14 protein-coding genes and 1 pseudogene are annotated in these 14093 nt (G+C 69.3%); 5 read left to right on the top strand and 10 right to left on the bottom strand.

All coding sequences use genetic code 11. The features are described 5' to 3' along the window. The first annotated feature begins 181 nt into the window (after nt 1-181). Nucleotides 182-1669: a PQQ-dependent sugar dehydrogenase gene (locus ACN28I_RS34720; protein ID WP_420946196.1), complete on the top strand. Its 1488-nt coding sequence runs from the start codon at nt 182-184 to the stop codon at nt 1667-1669. Further along, entirely contained in the window at nt 1666-2019 is a 354-nt protein-coding gene (locus ACN28I_RS34715; protein ID WP_420946195.1) for a c-type cytochrome, read from the top strand. Before ACN28I_RS34720 ends, ACN28I_RS34715 begins: the two co-directional genes overlap by 4 nt. 62 nt (nt 2020-2081) lie before the next feature. Here ACN28I_RS34715 and trxA read toward each other — a convergent pair whose 3' ends face one another. From trxA to ACN28I_RS34690, 5 genes are all read right to left on the bottom strand, one after another. Next, the gene (gene trxA / locus ACN28I_RS34710; protein ID WP_420946194.1) at nt 2082-2462 is read right to left on the bottom strand and encodes a thioredoxin; all 381 of its coding nucleotides are present in this window, start codon (nt 2460-2462) and stop codon (nt 2082-2084) included. Nucleotides 2463-2471: 9 nt separating this feature from the next. After that, nucleotides 2472-2795, bottom strand: coding sequence for an FKBP-type peptidyl-prolyl cis-trans isomerase (locus ACN28I_RS34705; RefSeq protein WP_420946193.1), 324 nt, complete (start codon nt 2793-2795; stop codon nt 2472-2474). Between the two features lie 139 nt (nt 2796-2934). Further along, on the bottom strand, nt 2935-3918 hold the full coding sequence (locus ACN28I_RS34700; RefSeq protein ID WP_420946192.1) for a hypothetical protein: 984 nt from the start codon (nt 3916-3918) through the stop codon (nt 2935-2937). Between the two features lie 150 nt (nt 3919-4068). Then, nucleotides 4069-5958, bottom strand: a complete 1890-nt coding sequence (gene nadE / locus ACN28I_RS34695; protein ID WP_420946191.1) for an NAD(+) synthase — start codon at nt 5956-5958, stop codon at nt 4069-4071. A gap of 68 nt (nt 5959-6026) precedes the next feature. Next, complete coding sequence (locus ACN28I_RS34690; RefSeq protein WP_420946190.1) at nt 6027-6686, bottom strand: LON peptidase substrate-binding domain-containing protein; 660 nt, start codon at nt 6684-6686, stop codon at nt 6027-6029. 128 nt (nt 6687-6814) lie between these two features. Here ACN28I_RS34690 and ACN28I_RS34685 point away from each other — a divergent pair, with 128 nt between their 5' ends. Then, complete coding sequence (locus tag ACN28I_RS34685) at nt 6815-7384, top strand: YqaA family protein (RefSeq protein ID WP_420946189.1); 570 nt, start codon at nt 6815-6817, stop codon at nt 7382-7384. Nucleotides 7385-7388: 4 nt separating this feature from the next. On the opposite strand, the gene ACN28I_RS34680 is transcribed toward ACN28I_RS34685, so the two are convergent. Then, nucleotides 7389-9770, bottom strand: a complete 2382-nt coding sequence (locus tag ACN28I_RS34680; protein ID WP_420946188.1) for an MASE1 domain-containing protein — start codon at nt 9768-9770, stop codon at nt 7389-7391. Between the two features lie 244 nt (nt 9771-10014). Here ACN28I_RS34680 and ACN28I_RS34675 point away from each other — a divergent pair, with 244 nt between their 5' ends. Further along, complete coding sequence (locus ACN28I_RS34675) at nt 10015-10260, top strand: hypothetical protein (protein WP_420946187.1); 246 nt, start codon at nt 10015-10017, stop codon at nt 10258-10260. On the opposite strand, the gene ACN28I_RS34670 is transcribed toward ACN28I_RS34675, so the two are convergent. From ACN28I_RS34670 to ACN28I_RS34655, 4 genes are all read right to left on the bottom strand, one after another. Then, a complete protein-coding gene (locus ACN28I_RS34670) occupies nt 10247-10927 on the bottom strand; it encodes an HAD family hydrolase (RefSeq protein WP_420946186.1) in 681 nt (226 codons plus the stop codon). The genes ACN28I_RS34675 and ACN28I_RS34670 overlap by 14 nt on opposite strands. A gap of 91 nt (nt 10928-11018) precedes the next feature. After that, nucleotides 11019-11603, bottom strand: coding sequence for an ExbD/TolR family protein (locus ACN28I_RS34665; RefSeq protein ID WP_420946185.1), 585 nt, complete (start codon nt 11601-11603; stop codon nt 11019-11021). Between the two features lie 14 nt (nt 11604-11617). Continuing rightward, on the bottom strand, nt 11618-12103 hold the full coding sequence (locus ACN28I_RS34660; RefSeq protein WP_420946184.1) for an ExbD/TolR family protein: 486 nt from the start codon (nt 12101-12103) through the stop codon (nt 11618-11620). 119 nt (nt 12104-12222) lie between these two features. Continuing rightward, the gene (locus ACN28I_RS34655; RefSeq protein ID WP_420946183.1) at nt 12223-12966 is read right to left on the bottom strand and encodes a MotA/TolQ/ExbB proton channel family protein; all 744 of its coding nucleotides are present in this window, start codon (nt 12964-12966) and stop codon (nt 12223-12225) included. Nucleotides 12967-13262: 296 nt separating this feature from the next. Between ACN28I_RS34655 and ACN28I_RS34650 the strand changes: the two are divergent. After that, a pseudogene (locus ACN28I_RS34650) lies at nt 13263-14092 on the top strand (hypothetical protein). Nucleotide 14093: the final 1 nt, after the last annotated feature.

Here is a 14093-nt window from a genome sequence, read left to right as displayed (position 1 = left end):
CCGACTGTTCACCGCCCGGCCGCTCCCTCGGGGAGCCAGAGCAGCTCCAAGCCGAATAGGCTCGTCCCCCGGGGAGGGGTTGGCCATTCAACGGCCCGCCCCGGCAACGTTCCGCACGCGACCCTGGCCACCCAAGGCGCTGTCCGAGCCCCGCGAGGTTTTCTACCGTCGGGGGCCGCTCATGCGCTTCGACCTCGTCCGCCGTCCGGCCCTCGTGACCTGTGCGCTGTTCCTCGGCACGGGCTGCTTCCACCTCACCGCGGGAGACAAGACCCGGGAGGAGTTCAAACCGCCCCGGCGCCTCGACCCGGCCGCCATCGCGGTGCCCGAGGGCTACCGCATCGAACCCATCGCCACCGGGCTCACCTACCCCACCTCGGTCACCTTCGACGACCAGGGCACGCCCTACGTCATCGAGGCGGGCTACTCCTACGGCGAGGACTTCACCGAGCCGCGCCTGCTGCGCATCAACCCGGATGGCAGCCACACCGTGGTGGCCACGGGCGCGCACCCGCCCTGGACGGGCGTCGTCTTCCACCAGGGAGCCTTCTACGTCGCCGAGGGCGGCACGCAGGGAGGCGGCCGCATCGTCCGCATCACCCCGGACGGAACGCTCACCCCGCTCGTCTCCGGCCTGCCCAGCCTGGGAGACCATCACACCAACGGCCCGGCCATCGGCCCGGATGGGGCGCTCTACTTCTCCGTGGGCACCGCGACGAACTCGGGCGTGGTGGGGCCGGACAGCGCGAACGCGGAGAGCATCAACTGGATGTCGCGCGCCGCCGAGTTCCACGACATCCCCTGCCGTGACGTCATCCTGCGCGGCCTCAACTTCAGCAGCCCCGACCCGCGCACGCCCGACCCGGACGACCAGGCCACCACCGGCGCCTTCGTCCCCTTCGGCACGGAGACGAAGCCGGACCAGGTCATCCGCGGCCGGGTGCCGTGCTCCGGCGCCGTCTTCCGGCTCGCTCCGGGCTCCTCCGCGCCGGAACTGCTGGCGTGGGGCTTCCGCAACCCGTACGGCCTCGCCTTCTCTCCGGAGGGCCAGCTCTACGTGACGGAGAACGGCCACGACGAGCGCGGCAGCCGTCCCATCTTCGGTGCCGGGGACTACCTCTGGGCGGTGGAGCCCGGGCGCTGGTACGGCTTCCCCGACTTCGCCGGAGGCCGCCCCGTCAACCAGGAGTGGTTCAAACCCTCCGGCAAGGACCAGCCGCCCCAGTTCCTCCTGGCCGAGCACCCCGCTCCGCCGCCGCGGCCGGTGGCCTTCTTCGGCGTGCACTCGTCCTCCAACGGGGTGGACTTCTCGCGCGGCGGCGCCTTCGGCCACCGGGGGCTGGCCTTCGTCGCGCAGTTCGGTGACCAGGCGCCCGACACGGGCAAGGTGATGTCGCCGGTGGGCTACAAGGTGGTGCGGGTGGACGTCACCAACGGCGTCATCCAGGACTTCGCCGCCAACAAGGACAAGGGCAGCGGCGGCCCGGCCTCGCACCTGGGCACCGGCGGGCTCGAGCGCCCCATCGCCGTGCGCTTCGACCCGGACAACGGCGCGCTCTACGTCGTCGACTTCGGAGTGATGACCGTCATTGGCAAGGACATCACTCCCTACAAGGCGACGGGCGTGCTCTGGCGCATCACTCCCACCGGGAAGAAGGAGGGCCCATGAAGGCCACTGGCTGTCTGCTCGCGCTCACCACCCTGGCGGCCCTGGCTTCCAGCGGCTGCGGCCCCGCGCGCCGGGGAGTGCCCTTCGGCCCCCCGCTGAACCTCACCGAGCGCCAGAAACAGGGGCAGGTGCTCTTCATGCGCGAGTGCAACGGCTGCCACCCGGGAGGAGCGGGCGGCCTGGGCCCGGGCATCAACAACAAGCCGCTGCCCGGTTTCGCCATGCGCACGCAGATTCGCAAGGGCGTGGGCGCCATGCCCGCCTTCACCGAGCAGATGCTCGGCGACGCGGAGGTGGACGCCATCGTCGACTACCTCAACGCGCTCCAGGAGACGCCGGGCCCCCTGTGAGGGGCAGTCGGACTGCCCCGGAAGCGCCGTCCATGTCGAACAGGACCGCGCTCAGGGACATCTCAGGCCTTCGGCTCCTGGGAGCGCTCGTGCTCCTCGATCTTCTTGCGCACGTCGTCCATGTCCAGCGCGCGCACCTGGCCGAGGAGCTGCTCCAGCGCCGCCTCCGGCAGGGCTCCGGGCCGGTTGAAGAGCTGGATGCCGTCGCGGAAGATCATCAGCGTGGGGATGGAGCGGATGCCAAACGCGCCGGACAGCTCCGGCTGCGCGTCCGTGTCGATCTTCCCGAAGGTGATGTCCGGGTGCTTCTCGGAGGCCTTCTCGAAGATGGGAGCGAAGGCGCGGCAGGGACCGCACCACGCCGCCCACCAGTCGAGCAGCACGATGCCCTGCTTGGACACCGTGGCCTCGAAGTTCTCCTTGCCGATCTCCAACGTGGCCATGAGGGCCTCCTAGCGGACGTCCAGCAGTTCCACTTCGAAAACGAGCGTCGAGTTGGGCGGAATGACGGGCGGGAAGCCGCCGGCGCCGTAGCCCATCTCGGGGGGGATGGTGAGCTTGCGCACGCCGCCGACCTTCATGCCGGCCACGCCCTTGTCCCAGCCCTGGATGACCTGGCCCGCGCCGAGCCGGAAGGTGAAGCCCTGGCCGCGATCCCGGCTGCTGTCGAACTTCGAGCCATTCGTGAGGGTGCCCACGTAATGCACCGTCACCGTCTTGCCCGGAGTCGCCTCGGTCCCCGTCCCCACCTTCACATCATCCATCTGCAAGCTCATGCACTGTCTCCCGTGAAAGCCGCCACCTTAACGCGCTGGTTGCACGGGCGCTGCCCTCTTGAAAGGAAAAACGCGGCGCGGTGCCCACTCGTCGAGGCACCGCGCCGCTGGACTGTCAGGCCGCCATCACACCGTCAGCCTAGAAGGTGCCGCCGAGGTTGAGGGTGCCCTGGTAGCTACCGGTGCCGAACTGGCCGTCGTCCACGTTGCCCGGGGCGAAGTCCTCGTTGAGGAGGACGTTGTAGTTGACGCGCGCGTCGGCGGTGAAGTCACCGATGTGCGTGCGCAGACCGATGCCCACGGGGATGCGCGAGCTGGTGTCATCCGAGAAGCCGAGCGCCTCGCCGTTGCGGATGTTGTACCAGTTCATGCCGAAGCCACCGAGCAGGTAGGGCTGCACGGGAGCCGCGGACAGGCCGAGGGTGAGGTTGGCCACGGCGCCGTTGCGCACGATGTCCGGGCCGCTGCCGCCCACGTCCGCATCCAGGTTGTTCACCGCGCCGCTGTAGCCGAGCTCGAGGCCGAGCACCTTGCTGGGCTTGATGGCCGCCAGCACGCCCACGGTCGCGCCGGGGTTGATCTCCGGAGCGAGGCCACCGGTGTAGCCTTCCACGCCGGCACCGACCATCACGGACAGGCCGCGCATGTCGCCCTTCTTCTGGCCCTCGTCCTCGTCCTTCATGTCGTAGCCGGAGCCGCCGAAGGCATCCTCGTTGAAGTCGTCGACCTCACCGACCTGCACGTCGTAGTCCCGCTGCAGCGAGGACTGCTCGTCGCCCTGCAGCACGCCGCTGCCGCCAGTGGCCTGGCCCTGCACCGGGGTGCAGTAGAGCGTCACGCCGCCCTGCTGCATGGGGATGCCCGCCTTGGGCTGCACGTGCTGCTGCCCGGTCTGGCCCGAGCCGCCCACGCCCTCGCCCTGCAGACCGGTGTCGGGCACCGGAGCGACATCCTCCTGGTCGAGGATGATGAGCTCATCCTGCGTGGTGTCATCCAGCCCCGAACCACCGATGTTGTCCGGGGACTCCTGTCCCTGGGTGTTCGTATCGTTCACGTCCTGGGCCATCGCAGCGTTGCCGTAGATGAGCGCGGTCACGAGCCCAGCAAGAATCTTCAGTTTCATCCGAACCTCCGTCCGTCGGGTGGCTGACGGGAAGTTCGTTACCGGGAACATTCGCGGCAAGGCGCGATACCTGTCACGGACGTGACCGTGACCCCGGCCGAGGAGTACCCAGCCAGGCATGCGGGAGACAGTCGCGCGGGGGTTGACGCGCTACCCCTTCGTCCAGTCGCTGCTGGTGACGACGGGCAGTTGCAGCGCGCGCTCGCGGTCCAGGTCCAGGTTGCCGATGTGCAGCGACAGCGGCGCCTGCACCCACTTGTAGATGGACTGGAGGAAGAGCCGGATGAACTTCTCCACGTAGCCGCGCAGCCGCGCGCCGTCCACCTCGGGGAACATGGCCTCCAGCGCGGCCTGCATCTCCGAGGGCACCAACTTCTCCCCGGCGAAGAGGTAGAAGCAGGCATCGAGGATGGGGAAGGGCATCAACTCCTCCTCGCCCACCTGGTTGTGCGCCAGCTCCGGCCCGGCCGGCTTGGCCAGCACCTTGCGGATGCCCTCGGAGCCCGTCTGCTCCAGCAGGTAGTCCAGCAGGTACATGACGACCGTCTTGGGCACGTTGGCGATGACGGCCAGGGCGCCCATGAGATCTCCCCCCGTGGTGGTGTAGCCCACGGCGCGCTCGCTCATGTTGCCCGTCTGCAGGAAGAGGCCGCCGCTGGAGTTGGACCAGTTCCACATGCGCTGGGCGCGCAGCCGGGCCTGGATGTTCTGCTCGGTGATGGGCGTCACCTCGGCGCCGGCGAGCATGGTGCGGGCGATGGCCAGCTCGCGCTCGAAGGCCTCCTCGATGGGGACCACCTGGAAGGACACACCCAGCTCGCGGGCGATGGTCTCCGCGGCCTCGCGGGTGGCGTCGCTGGAGTAGCGGCTGGGCATGTAGAAGGCGCGCAGCAGGCTGCCCGGGTCGTCCGGCCGCACGCGCTTCGCGTAGCGGTGGGCGATGAGCAGGGTGAGCAGCGAGTCCCGGCCGCCGGAGAGCGCGATGCCGATGACCTTGAAGGCGCGCGTCTTCTCGAAGTAGTCGCCGATGCCCAGGGAGAGCGCGTCGAGGATGTCCTCGCACAGGGCCGAGCGGGGATCGCGTCGCGTGTCGGGAGCGGGGAGGAAGAAGCTGCGGTGCGCGGGCACCGGGTAGCGCAGCGTCTCGCGCCGGCTGGTGAAGGCCGCGGTGCAGTCGATGGTGGGCACCAGCTTGCCGCCCTCGCGCAGCCACGCCTCGCGGTCACTGCGCCAGGTGGTGTTCTCCGCGCGCAGGCGCAGGGTGCGGTCCAGGTCCACCACGGCCGCGGCGAAGCCCTCCTGGAAACGCGGCTCCTCCAGCACGGGCTTGCCGTTCTGGTTGATGAAGCCACCGCCGTCGAAAATGATGCCGTCGTTGCTGCCCAGCGCGTTGGAGTAGGCGATGGTGCACTGGTGGTCCGATGCGCGGGTGGCGAGCATCTCGCGCCGTGTGTCCCCATGGCCCACGCGGAAGGGCGAGGCGGACACGTTCACCACCAGATCCGCACCCGAGTAGGTGCGCCGCCGCATGGGCGCCTCGGGGCTCCAGATGTCCTCGCACACCTCGGGGGCGAGCAGGCCGAAGTCGAAGCGGAAGAGGTAGTCGCCGAAGGGGACGCCGTGGAACTCCTCGCGCATGCCGGGGTAGCCGCGGGAGAAGGTGCGCCCCTCGTAGAAGATGTTGTAGGTGGGCAGCTTCTCCTTGGGCACCAGGCCGAGAATCTTCCCACCGGCCACGAGCGCGGCGCAGTTGTAGCGCAGGCCCTGGTGGATGACGGCCACGCCCACGAGGAACACGGTGGGCAGCGAGCCCGTCTCACGGGCGAAGCGCTCGAGCTGCGGCCACTGGTGATCGACGAAGCCCTGCCACTGCACCAGGTCCTCGGGCGGGTAGCCGCCGATGAGCTGCTCCTGGAAGACGCCCACGGTGACGTCATCGGCGGCCATCCGGCGCGCCACGTCGAGCGCCTTGTCCACGTTGCGCCCGAAGGCACCCACGGTGGTGTTGACGCTGGCGAGCCCAATCTTCACGAGCCGCATGGAACGTGCTCCTCCCTACGAATTGGTGGAGCGCTAGCAGACGCCCGGGAGGGGCGGTACGCAAGGGTTCAGTTCAACGGCCCCACGGGCTTCACCGGACTGAGGCGGGCGATGAGCTCGCCGACATCATCCAGCACGGCCTCCAGCCGGGTGCGCACGTCCAGCTCGCACAGCAGCTCCTGGCGCCGCTCCGGCTCCGGGACGACGGCGGCTGCCACCACGTCCGCCAGGGCGCCTCCCTGGGTACGCGCCGCCACGGGCAGCAGGTTCTCCGCGAAGGAGGCCGGCACCCGCCCCGCCAGCTCGAAGACGGCCTGACGGAGCTGCTCCTCCTCGGGCCCCTGGTACTCGCCGTCCGGCAGCAACTGCACCCGCACCTCGCGGTACGGGTTCTGGCTCGGCAGCTCCTCGAGCAGGCGGGCACGGGCTACCCCTTGCAGGAGGATGTTGTAGCGCCCGTCCGGCAGCTCCTCGTGCCAGATGATGAGTCCCGCACACATCATGGGCTGCATGGGAGGCCGCTCGCCGTACTGGCTCTCCCAGCCGGGCTGGAGCTGGGCGAGCGCCATCACCTTGTCCCCGGCGAGCGCGTCCTTCACCAGGGCGCGGTAGCGCGGCTCGAAGATATGGAGGGGCAGGGCCGCGTGCGGAAAGAGGACCGCGGAAGGCAGGGGGAAGACCTTCAGCGCGTGGGTGGTGAGCGCGATACGTTCGAGGGCCGTCGTCATGGCAGGGACACCGTACCCCGGTCATAGCGGCCGGGTGAATGCGGTGCATCCCCAGCCGCCAGGCAGGCGTCAGCCCTGGGACGGAAGGCTGGTAAAGTGCCTCCATTCCGATAGGGTGCGCGGCCGCGATGTCCGATTCGACCCCCGTGGCCGCCACCGCTCCCGAGAAGCTCTCCTGGTACCGCCGTCTCTACCTGCGGGTGGAGGCGCTGTCCTCCACGAAGTACGCCCTGGCCGCCATGCTGCTGGTGTCCGTGGTGGACGGCTCTGTGTTCCCCATTCCGCCCTTCGCGCTGCTGGTGCCCATGGTGCTCGCCCAGCCGAAGAAGTGGGTCCAGTACGCGGTGATGGGCACGGTGGCCAGCCTCTTCGGCGGCTTCATCGGCTACTACCTGGGAGACCTGCTGCGCCAGGGCGCCATCAGCTTCCTGGACATCAACCTGGACGTGCGCATCACGCGCTTCGGCATCAACGCGACGCTGGGCGAGTTGCTGGGGCGGAACTTCTGGGCGCTCGCGCTGCTGTGCTCGGTGCTGCCCACGCCCTTCAAGGTGGTGGCCATCGGCAGCGGCATGGTGGGCGTGCCGCTGGACCGCTTCTTCCTGGCGGCGGTGCTGGGCCGCTCGGTGCGCTTCTTCCTGGTGTCCGGCGTGATGCGCTTCTTCGGGCCCACCGCCCGCAGGTGGCTGCGCGTCTGACGCGTCAGGCCGCCGTCGTGGTGGCCAGCGCCTCGTCGATGGTGGCCAGCAGCTCGTCGGGGCGCACCGGCTTCTCCAGTATCCGGTTGCGCACCGAGCGCACGAAGTCGCGCGTGGCCTGCGTATAGGCGCCTCCGGAGATGAAGACGAGCCGCTCGGCCAGCTCCGGCACGTGCGCGCTCAGGTGGGCATAGACGTCCATGCCCGTCGTCCCCGGCATCTGCAAATCACACAGCACCAGGTCGAAGCGCTGGCCCTCGTTCACCCACGCGAGGGCCTCGGCGCCGCGCGTGGTGACGAACACGTCGTGCGTGGGCTCGATGAGCATGCGCATGGACTGGGCCAGGCGCGGCTCGTCGTCGATGATGAGGATGCGCCGGCGCGGCGGGAGCATGGGCACGGGCGTGACGGCCCGAGGCGCGGGCGTCTTCGCGGGCCGGCTCTCGGCGGAGGGCAGCAGGACGGTGAAGCTGGAGCCCTTGCCCTCCTCGCTGCTCACGCGCAGCTCGCCGCCGTGGGCCTGGATGATCTGCTGACAGATGGCGAGTCCCAATCCGGTACCCTCCCCCCATGACTTGGTGGTGAAAAACGGGTCGAAGATGCGAGCCAGCACGGGCGGGGCCATGCCACAGCCCGTGTCGGACACCTCCACCAGGGCGCGGCCCGTGTCGTCGCGGCCGGTGCGCACCCGCACCTCGTGGTGCTCGGGGTTGCCCTCGGGGATGGCCTGCAGCGCGTTGACGAGCAGGTTGAGCATCACCTGCCCGAGCCGCGCCTCGCTGCCCAGGACCTTGGGAGGCTGGCCGAAGTCCTCCACCAGCCGCGCCCGGGGCCGCACGGCGTGGGCCGCCATGCGCAGCGCGGGCACCACCACCTCGTTGACGTCCAGCATCGCCCGCTCCTCCCCCTGCTGCCGGCTGAACACCTTCAAATCACGCACGATGACGCGGATGCGCTCGGCACCCTCGCGGGCACTGTCCAGGCCGGCCCGGGCCTCGGCGAGCCCCTCGGGCCCCCGGGCCAGACTTTGCGACACACCCTCCAGGCTCAGCATCAGGTAGGCGAGGGGATTGTTGATCTCATGACCCACCCCGGCGGCCAGCGTGCCCACCGCGGCGATGCGCTCGGCGGACACCAGCTTCGCCTGGAGCTGCTTCTGCGTGGTGACGTCGCGGTGGGTGGCCACGAGGTAGCTCACCTGGCCGTCCACGCCGCGCACGGGGGAGAGCTGCATCTCGCTGGACACCCGCGAGCCGTCCTGGTGCGCCAGCACCACCTCACCGCGGAACAAGCCGCTCTCGCGCAGCGCCGCCTCCAGCCGCTGCTGCTCCCCGGGCTCCGCGCAGCCCTCCCACAGCTCCCCCAGCGGGCGGCCCCCCAGCTCCTCCTGGGACCAACCCACCATGGCGCGGAAGGACTCGTTGGCGTACACCAGCCGGGGCTCCGCGCCCGGGCGCACCTCGCAGATGAGCACGCCCTCGCGCACGCTGCGCACGGCGGTGGCCAGCAACTCGAGCTGGTCCCGGGCCACCTTGCGCTCGGCGCGGGCCGCCGCCAGCACCAGCCCGGTGAAGGCGATGATGGCCAGGAAGAGCTGCAGCTCCAACAGGTCCACCGTCCGCCCGGCATCCCTCGAGAAGAACGGCCCATGGCCCGCGGCGGTGCCCCAGATGGACGCCACCGCGATGGCGAGCGTGGACAGCGCCGCTCCAGGCGGCCCGAAGCTCAGCGCCGCCCACACGCACAGGGGGAAGAGGAGGAACACCTGGGCATGGGCCAGCGGGGAACCACGCTCGCCCCCACTGCTGAAGACCCACAGGAGCACCCCGAGGGTGAGCCCCGCCAGCAGCAGCGCCTCGCGCCAGCGCGGCGCCAGGTGCGGCCGGGAGAGCAGCAGCAGCACCGGCGTCACCACCAGGGCGCCCATGGCGTTGCCCAGCCACCACACCCATGCCGTGAGGGCGAAACCGCTCCAGGCCACCTTGCCCGTCAACGCCAGACCCAGCGCCCCCACCCCGGCGCTGGCCAGCGTGCACGTGGCCGCCGCGGTGGTGAGCGCCAGCACGTCCTGCGTCCGGGAGAGCGAGGGAGAGAAACCCAGACGCCTGAGCAGCAGGACGCCCAGCACCGCCTCCAGCGTGTTGCCCACGCTCATGGCCAGCGTCGCGGGGGAAGGCTCGGGGCCAAACCACAGGATGGAGGCGCAGGCGCCCACGAAGACGCCGGGCCAGCGGGACACGCCGAGCAGGAGCAGGCCCGCCAGCGACACCCCCGTCGCGGGCCACACGGGGCTCGCCGCGTTGCCGATGGTCGTCTGCGTGAGCCCCAGCCAGCAGGAGGCGAAATACACGGCCCCCAGCGCGAGCATCTCCGCGATACCCCGCATGCCATATGGCGACGAGCCGTCGAGGCGCTGTGAATGCAGCTGAATGGCGGTGCCCCCCATACACGCGCTGGCCCGCCAGCCGTGTGGACGCAGCATGCTACTCCGCTTGGGGCGAGCGGAAAACGCCCTCCGGGCTCGCCCCCTTGCCCACCCGACAGATGAGCAGCCGGGACTCACCCCCGTCCTGGGGATGCAATGGGCCCGGGCGGCCTTCGTAGGGGAGGACAAGGAGGAAACGAAAAACATGTCCCGCCCTGGTATCGCCGCCGTCCTGTCGTTCTTCATCCCCGGACTGGGTCAGCTCTACAACGGGGACATCTTCCGGGGTCTCTTCTGGCTCATCATCACCCCGGGCTTCTGGCTGGGCACCGGCGGATTGCTCGGCTGGGTGTGCCACTTCATCGCCGCGGCCACCGCGTACAACCGGGCCGAGGACAAGGAGCGCGCCGAGCGGGCCGGTAGCTTCCCCCGCCGCGTCAAGGTCGTGTAGCGGCGCGGGGCGCGCTCGCGAGGGCCTGGAGCAGCTCGTCCGAGGAGTGGGCGAGCGCCCGGGCCCCATGGGCCTGGAGCTCCTCCACGTCGCGGAAGCCCCAGGTCACCCCCACGCTGTACATGCCGGCGGCGCGCGCGGTGTCCATGTCCACCGCCGTGTCGCCGATGAAGGCGCAGTCCCCGGGCCCCACGCCCAGCTCGGCCGCGATCCCGAGCGCCGCCGTGGGGTCCGGCTTTCGCGGCACCCCCGCCCGCTCGCCGTAGATGGCGCCAAAACGCACGTCCGGCAGCAGGGCCTCCACCAACTGGCGGGTGGCCGCGTCGGGCTTGTTGCTCAACACCGCCAGCTTCACGCCCTCGCCCTGCAGACGGGCGAGCACGTCACGCACGCCGGGATAGGGCCGGGTGTGGTCGAGCATGTGCTCGGCGTAGAAGGCCTTGTAGGTGGCCAGCACCGCCTCGTGCAGGTCTTCCCGCCCCTGGGGGACGGCGCGGGCCACGAACACCCGGACGCCCTCGCCCACGAAGCGGCGGTGGCTGGCCACCGGGTGGACGGGCAGACCATGGGTGGCCAGGGCGTGGTTCATCGCCACGGCGAGATCTTCCAGCGAGTCCAGCAGGGTGCCATCCAGGTCGAAGAGCGCGGCGCGCAGGTGCATGGGCATGTCCCCTGGAAACACCAACGCCCCGGCCCGGACAAGTCCGGAGCGCGGGGCGCGGGCTCTTCGGGCCAGAGGGCCCGAAGGGTGAGACGGATTACGGGGTGGCGGCGGCCGTGGGCGGCTCGGCGCCGACCTCGCCCTTCTGCAGGGTGGCGAAGTTGATGTTGTTGTAGCCGGCGCTGGCGCAGCTGAACATCACCCGCTTGATGATGGCGAACTCCACGTCCTTGTCGGCCTGGATGTTCACGTCACCCTTGAAGGCGTTGGTGTTGCCCTCGGCCATGGCGTGGAGGTCCTCGAACTGCTTCTTCATGTCCCGCAGCTTCTCCTCGAGCGCGGGAATGTTGAGGTACTCCTCCTTGACCAGGTCCTGCACCTGGCCCACGACGGTGCCGGAGATGGTGACCTGGGTGCCGGAGACCATCACCACCGGGTGCATCTCCATTTCCTTGACGTTGACACCCTCGGGCAGCTGGATGTCCTTGGTCATCATCAGCACCTCGCCCGTCGCCGAGAAGTTGGCGATGAGGAAGAGCACGATGATCACGAACATGTCGACGAGCGGCGTAATCAGCACGTCCGAGTTGCCGCCGCCCTTGGCGTGGTGGGCGCCGTGGCCGAACACCTTGGAGTGTTGCAGCCGCTTGCCGTAGCGCTTGCCGGGAACCTTAATGGCCATGGTGGATGCTTTCCCTAACCCATGATGGCGGACACCGAGACCTGGGGCAGGCCGGCGCCGACACATTGATCGATGATGCGCACCAGGTCCTCGTAACGGACCTTGTCCTCGGTCTGCAGCGTGATGGCCGACTGATCCGGGAACTGCGCCTTGAGTTCCTTGAAGCGGGCAATCAGCGGCGCCAGGTCCAGCTTGCCGTTGGCACCGCGCTTGGCCTCGATGGCCGGGAACTCGCTCTGGTCCGCCGCCAGCCGCAGCTCGGTGGGCGTGACGAACAGCGTCAACTGGACCGTCTTGGTCTGCTCTTCCTGCTTCTGCTCTTCCTCGGTGGCCGGACCGCCGGCCTGAGCCACCTGGAGCCGGCCAATCTGGGTCCAGACGGCCGTCATGATGAGGAAGCTGATGGTCACCGCCATCAGGTCGATGAAGGGGGTGAGGTTGATGGCAACGTCGAGTGACTTCTTGCCTTTACCTCCCCCGAGATCCATTCCACCGGCCATGGCACTCTCCTTCCGCCCGCGCTCGCTACGACGTTCAACGAAGAAGGGCGCGCGTCACACCCACCGACAACGCGCCCGGATTCCAGGTTCCCTGCAGGAGTGAACTTCTACACTCCTGACTACTCTTCAGAGTCCCGGGCGGAGGCGGACACCGTGGCGTTCTTGAACTTGTCGCGGTTGTTCACGATCAGGTTCAGCACGGAAACGCTGGTCTCGTTGATGTCGTTGACGATGGCGCTGGCGCGGCCCGACAGGATGGAGAAGGCCACGACGGCGGGGATGGCCGTGAGCAGACCGAAGCCGGTGCAGTTCATGGCTTCGGAAATACCGTGGGCGAGAATGGTCGCCTTGTCGGCCGGGTTCACGTTGGCCACGGCCTCGAAGCAGGAGATCAGACCGGACACCGTCCCGAGAAGCCCGGCGAGCATCGCCGCGTTGCCGAGCATGGCGAGGTAACCGGTGCGGGCCTCGATCTTCGGGGTCTCGCGCAGGCTGGCCTCGTCGAGGGCGGCCTGGACCTCCTCCTCGCCCTTGGGAACGTTCATCAGGCCGGCCTTGATGACCTGGGTGAGCGGCGTCTGCTTCTGGCCGGCCACGTAGTTGATGGCCTTGTCCAGGTCACCGGCGTAGATGTGCTTCTTGAGCCCGCGCAGGAAGGCGTCCTTGTTGATGGAGGCCTTGCCGAACAACACGATGCCGCGCTCGATCATGATCGCCAGCGCGAACACCAGGCAGACGGCGATGGGGTACATACCCCACTGACCCGCCTCCCAGCGCATGGCGACCTCCTGGAAGAACGTGCGCTGGGCGCCGGAATCAGCGCTGGCGAGGATGGTCAGATTCGTCAAATACCCCAGGTTCATCGCTTATGGCCTCCAGAGAGGGGCTGCCCGACATGGCGGGCCTAGCCAGCCGGTTGGTTCCCGTACGGACACCCACACGGGTCCCTTGCCGGGAATGGCATGAATTGGAGCCGGACTTTAGGAACGCACCTCCAACAGTGTCAAGGTACGCCCAGTGCTCTTAGTTGCTGAAATCCCACGGGAATTTTGCGATCGGACACCGACAGGACGGCTGGTCTGGTGGCGGACGGACGGTGTTCGTCGCGCTGCGTCGCCTGCTTGACGGACCCCGGGCCTGGGGCTAAGGGCCGCCGATCATGGCCCGAAAGCGGATCGGCGAGCTGCTCCTGGAGAGGGGGGCGATCACCGCGGCCCAATTGGAAGCGGCACTCCAGGCACAGCAGCGGACCCATCAGCGGTTGGGGGCCGCGCTCGTGTCGCTGGGCGCCATCACCGAGAAGACCCTGGCCCACGCGCTGAGCGAGGCCCTCGGCGTGCCCGTCATCGACCTGGGCGCCCGGTCTCCGGACTGGGGCGCCATCCACCTGCTGCGCTCGCGCTTCTGCGAGCAGCATGACCTGTTCCCCGTGGCCCTGGAGACCGTGGGCGGGCGCCGGCTGCTGGTGGTGGCCATGGCCGACCCGCTCGACACCGCGGGCCTGCAAGAAATGGAGTTCACCACCGGCCTGAAGGTGAGCCCCCGCGTGGCGCCGCTGTCCGCCGTGCGCGCCGCCATCCAGCGCTACTACCACCGGCCCGCTCCGGGCACGGCCCCTGCATCCACCCCGGCCCCGGCGGAGCCCATCCCCGACGCCCTGGAAGACGATATCGAGGAGATCATCGTCGGCGAGGAGCTCCCCCCGGGGAGACGACGCGCCGCGTCTCGCTCGAGCAGCTCATCCAGGAGCGCGAACAGGAGCGGCGGCGCAAGCGAGGCCAGGCCCGGCCCGCCGGCGCCAGGCCCTCCACCGGGGACGTCAGCGCCGAGCTGGACTCGCTCTTCGGCGATACGGCCGCCGCCGAGCCGGTGGACCGCGTGGAGGAGCTGGAACGCAAGTTCTGGGCCCTCATGCGCATCATGGCCCGCAAGGGACTCCTGACGAACGAGGAGTTCACCCGCGAGCTCGATGACGAGTCCGAGAGCTGAG

The organism is Archangium gephyra (assembly GCF_049060025.1).
GTDB lineage: Bacteria > Myxococcota > Myxococcia > Myxococcales > Myxococcaceae > Archangium > Archangium gephyra_A.
The sequence above is the reverse complement of the archived record's forward strand: the minus strand, read 5'-3'. Positions and strand labels throughout refer to the sequence as shown.

Bases quoted from the DNA above. Each gene is read 5' to 3' on its own strand.
- ACN28I_RS34690 (WP_420946190.1), bottom strand. From the start codon at position 6,686: ATGACGACGGCCCTCGAACGTATCGCGCTCACCACCCACGCGCTGAAG.
- ACN28I_RS34670 (WP_420946186.1), bottom strand. From the start codon at position 10,927: ATGCCCATGCACCTGCGCGCCGCGCTCTTCGACCTGGATGGCACCCTG.
- ACN28I_RS34665 (WP_420946185.1), bottom strand. From the start codon at position 11,603: ATGGCCATTAAGGTTCCCGGCAAGCGCTACGGCAAGCGGCTGCAACAC.
- ACN28I_RS34680 (WP_420946188.1), bottom strand. From the start codon at position 9,770: ATGCGGGGTATCGCGGAGATGCTCGCGCTGGGGGCCGTGTATTTCGCC.
- nadE (WP_420946191.1), bottom strand. From the start codon at position 5,958: ATGCGGCTCGTGAAGATTGGGCTCGCCAGCGTCAACACCACCGTGGGT.
- trxA (WP_420946194.1), bottom strand. From the start codon at position 2,462: ATGGCCACGTTGGAGATCGGCAAGGAGAACTTCGAGGCCACGGTGTCC.
- ACN28I_RS34705 (WP_420946193.1), bottom strand. From the start codon at position 2,795: ATGAGCTTGCAGATGGATGATGTGAAGGTGGGGACGGGGACCGAGGCG.
- ACN28I_RS34700 (WP_420946192.1), bottom strand. From the start codon at position 3,918: ATGAAACTGAAGATTCTTGCTGGGCTCGTGACCGCGCTCATCTACGGC.
- ACN28I_RS34715 (WP_420946195.1), top strand. From the start codon at position 1,666: ATGAAGGCCACTGGCTGTCTGCTCGCGCTCACCACCCTGGCGGCCCTG.
- ACN28I_RS34720 (WP_420946196.1), top strand. From the start codon at position 182: ATGCGCTTCGACCTCGTCCGCCGTCCGGCCCTCGTGACCTGTGCGCTG.
- ACN28I_RS34655 (WP_420946183.1), bottom strand. From the start codon at position 12,966: ATGAACCTGGGGTATTTGACGAATCTGACCATCCTCGCCAGCGCTGAT.
- ACN28I_RS34660 (WP_420946184.1), bottom strand. From the start codon at position 12,103: ATGGCCGGTGGAATGGATCTCGGGGGAGGTAAAGGCAAGAAGTCACTC.
- ACN28I_RS34685 (WP_420946189.1), top strand. From the start codon at position 6,815: ATGTCCGATTCGACCCCCGTGGCCGCCACCGCTCCCGAGAAGCTCTCC.
- ACN28I_RS34675 (WP_420946187.1), top strand. From the start codon at position 10,015: ATGTCCCGCCCTGGTATCGCCGCCGTCCTGTCGTTCTTCATCCCCGGA.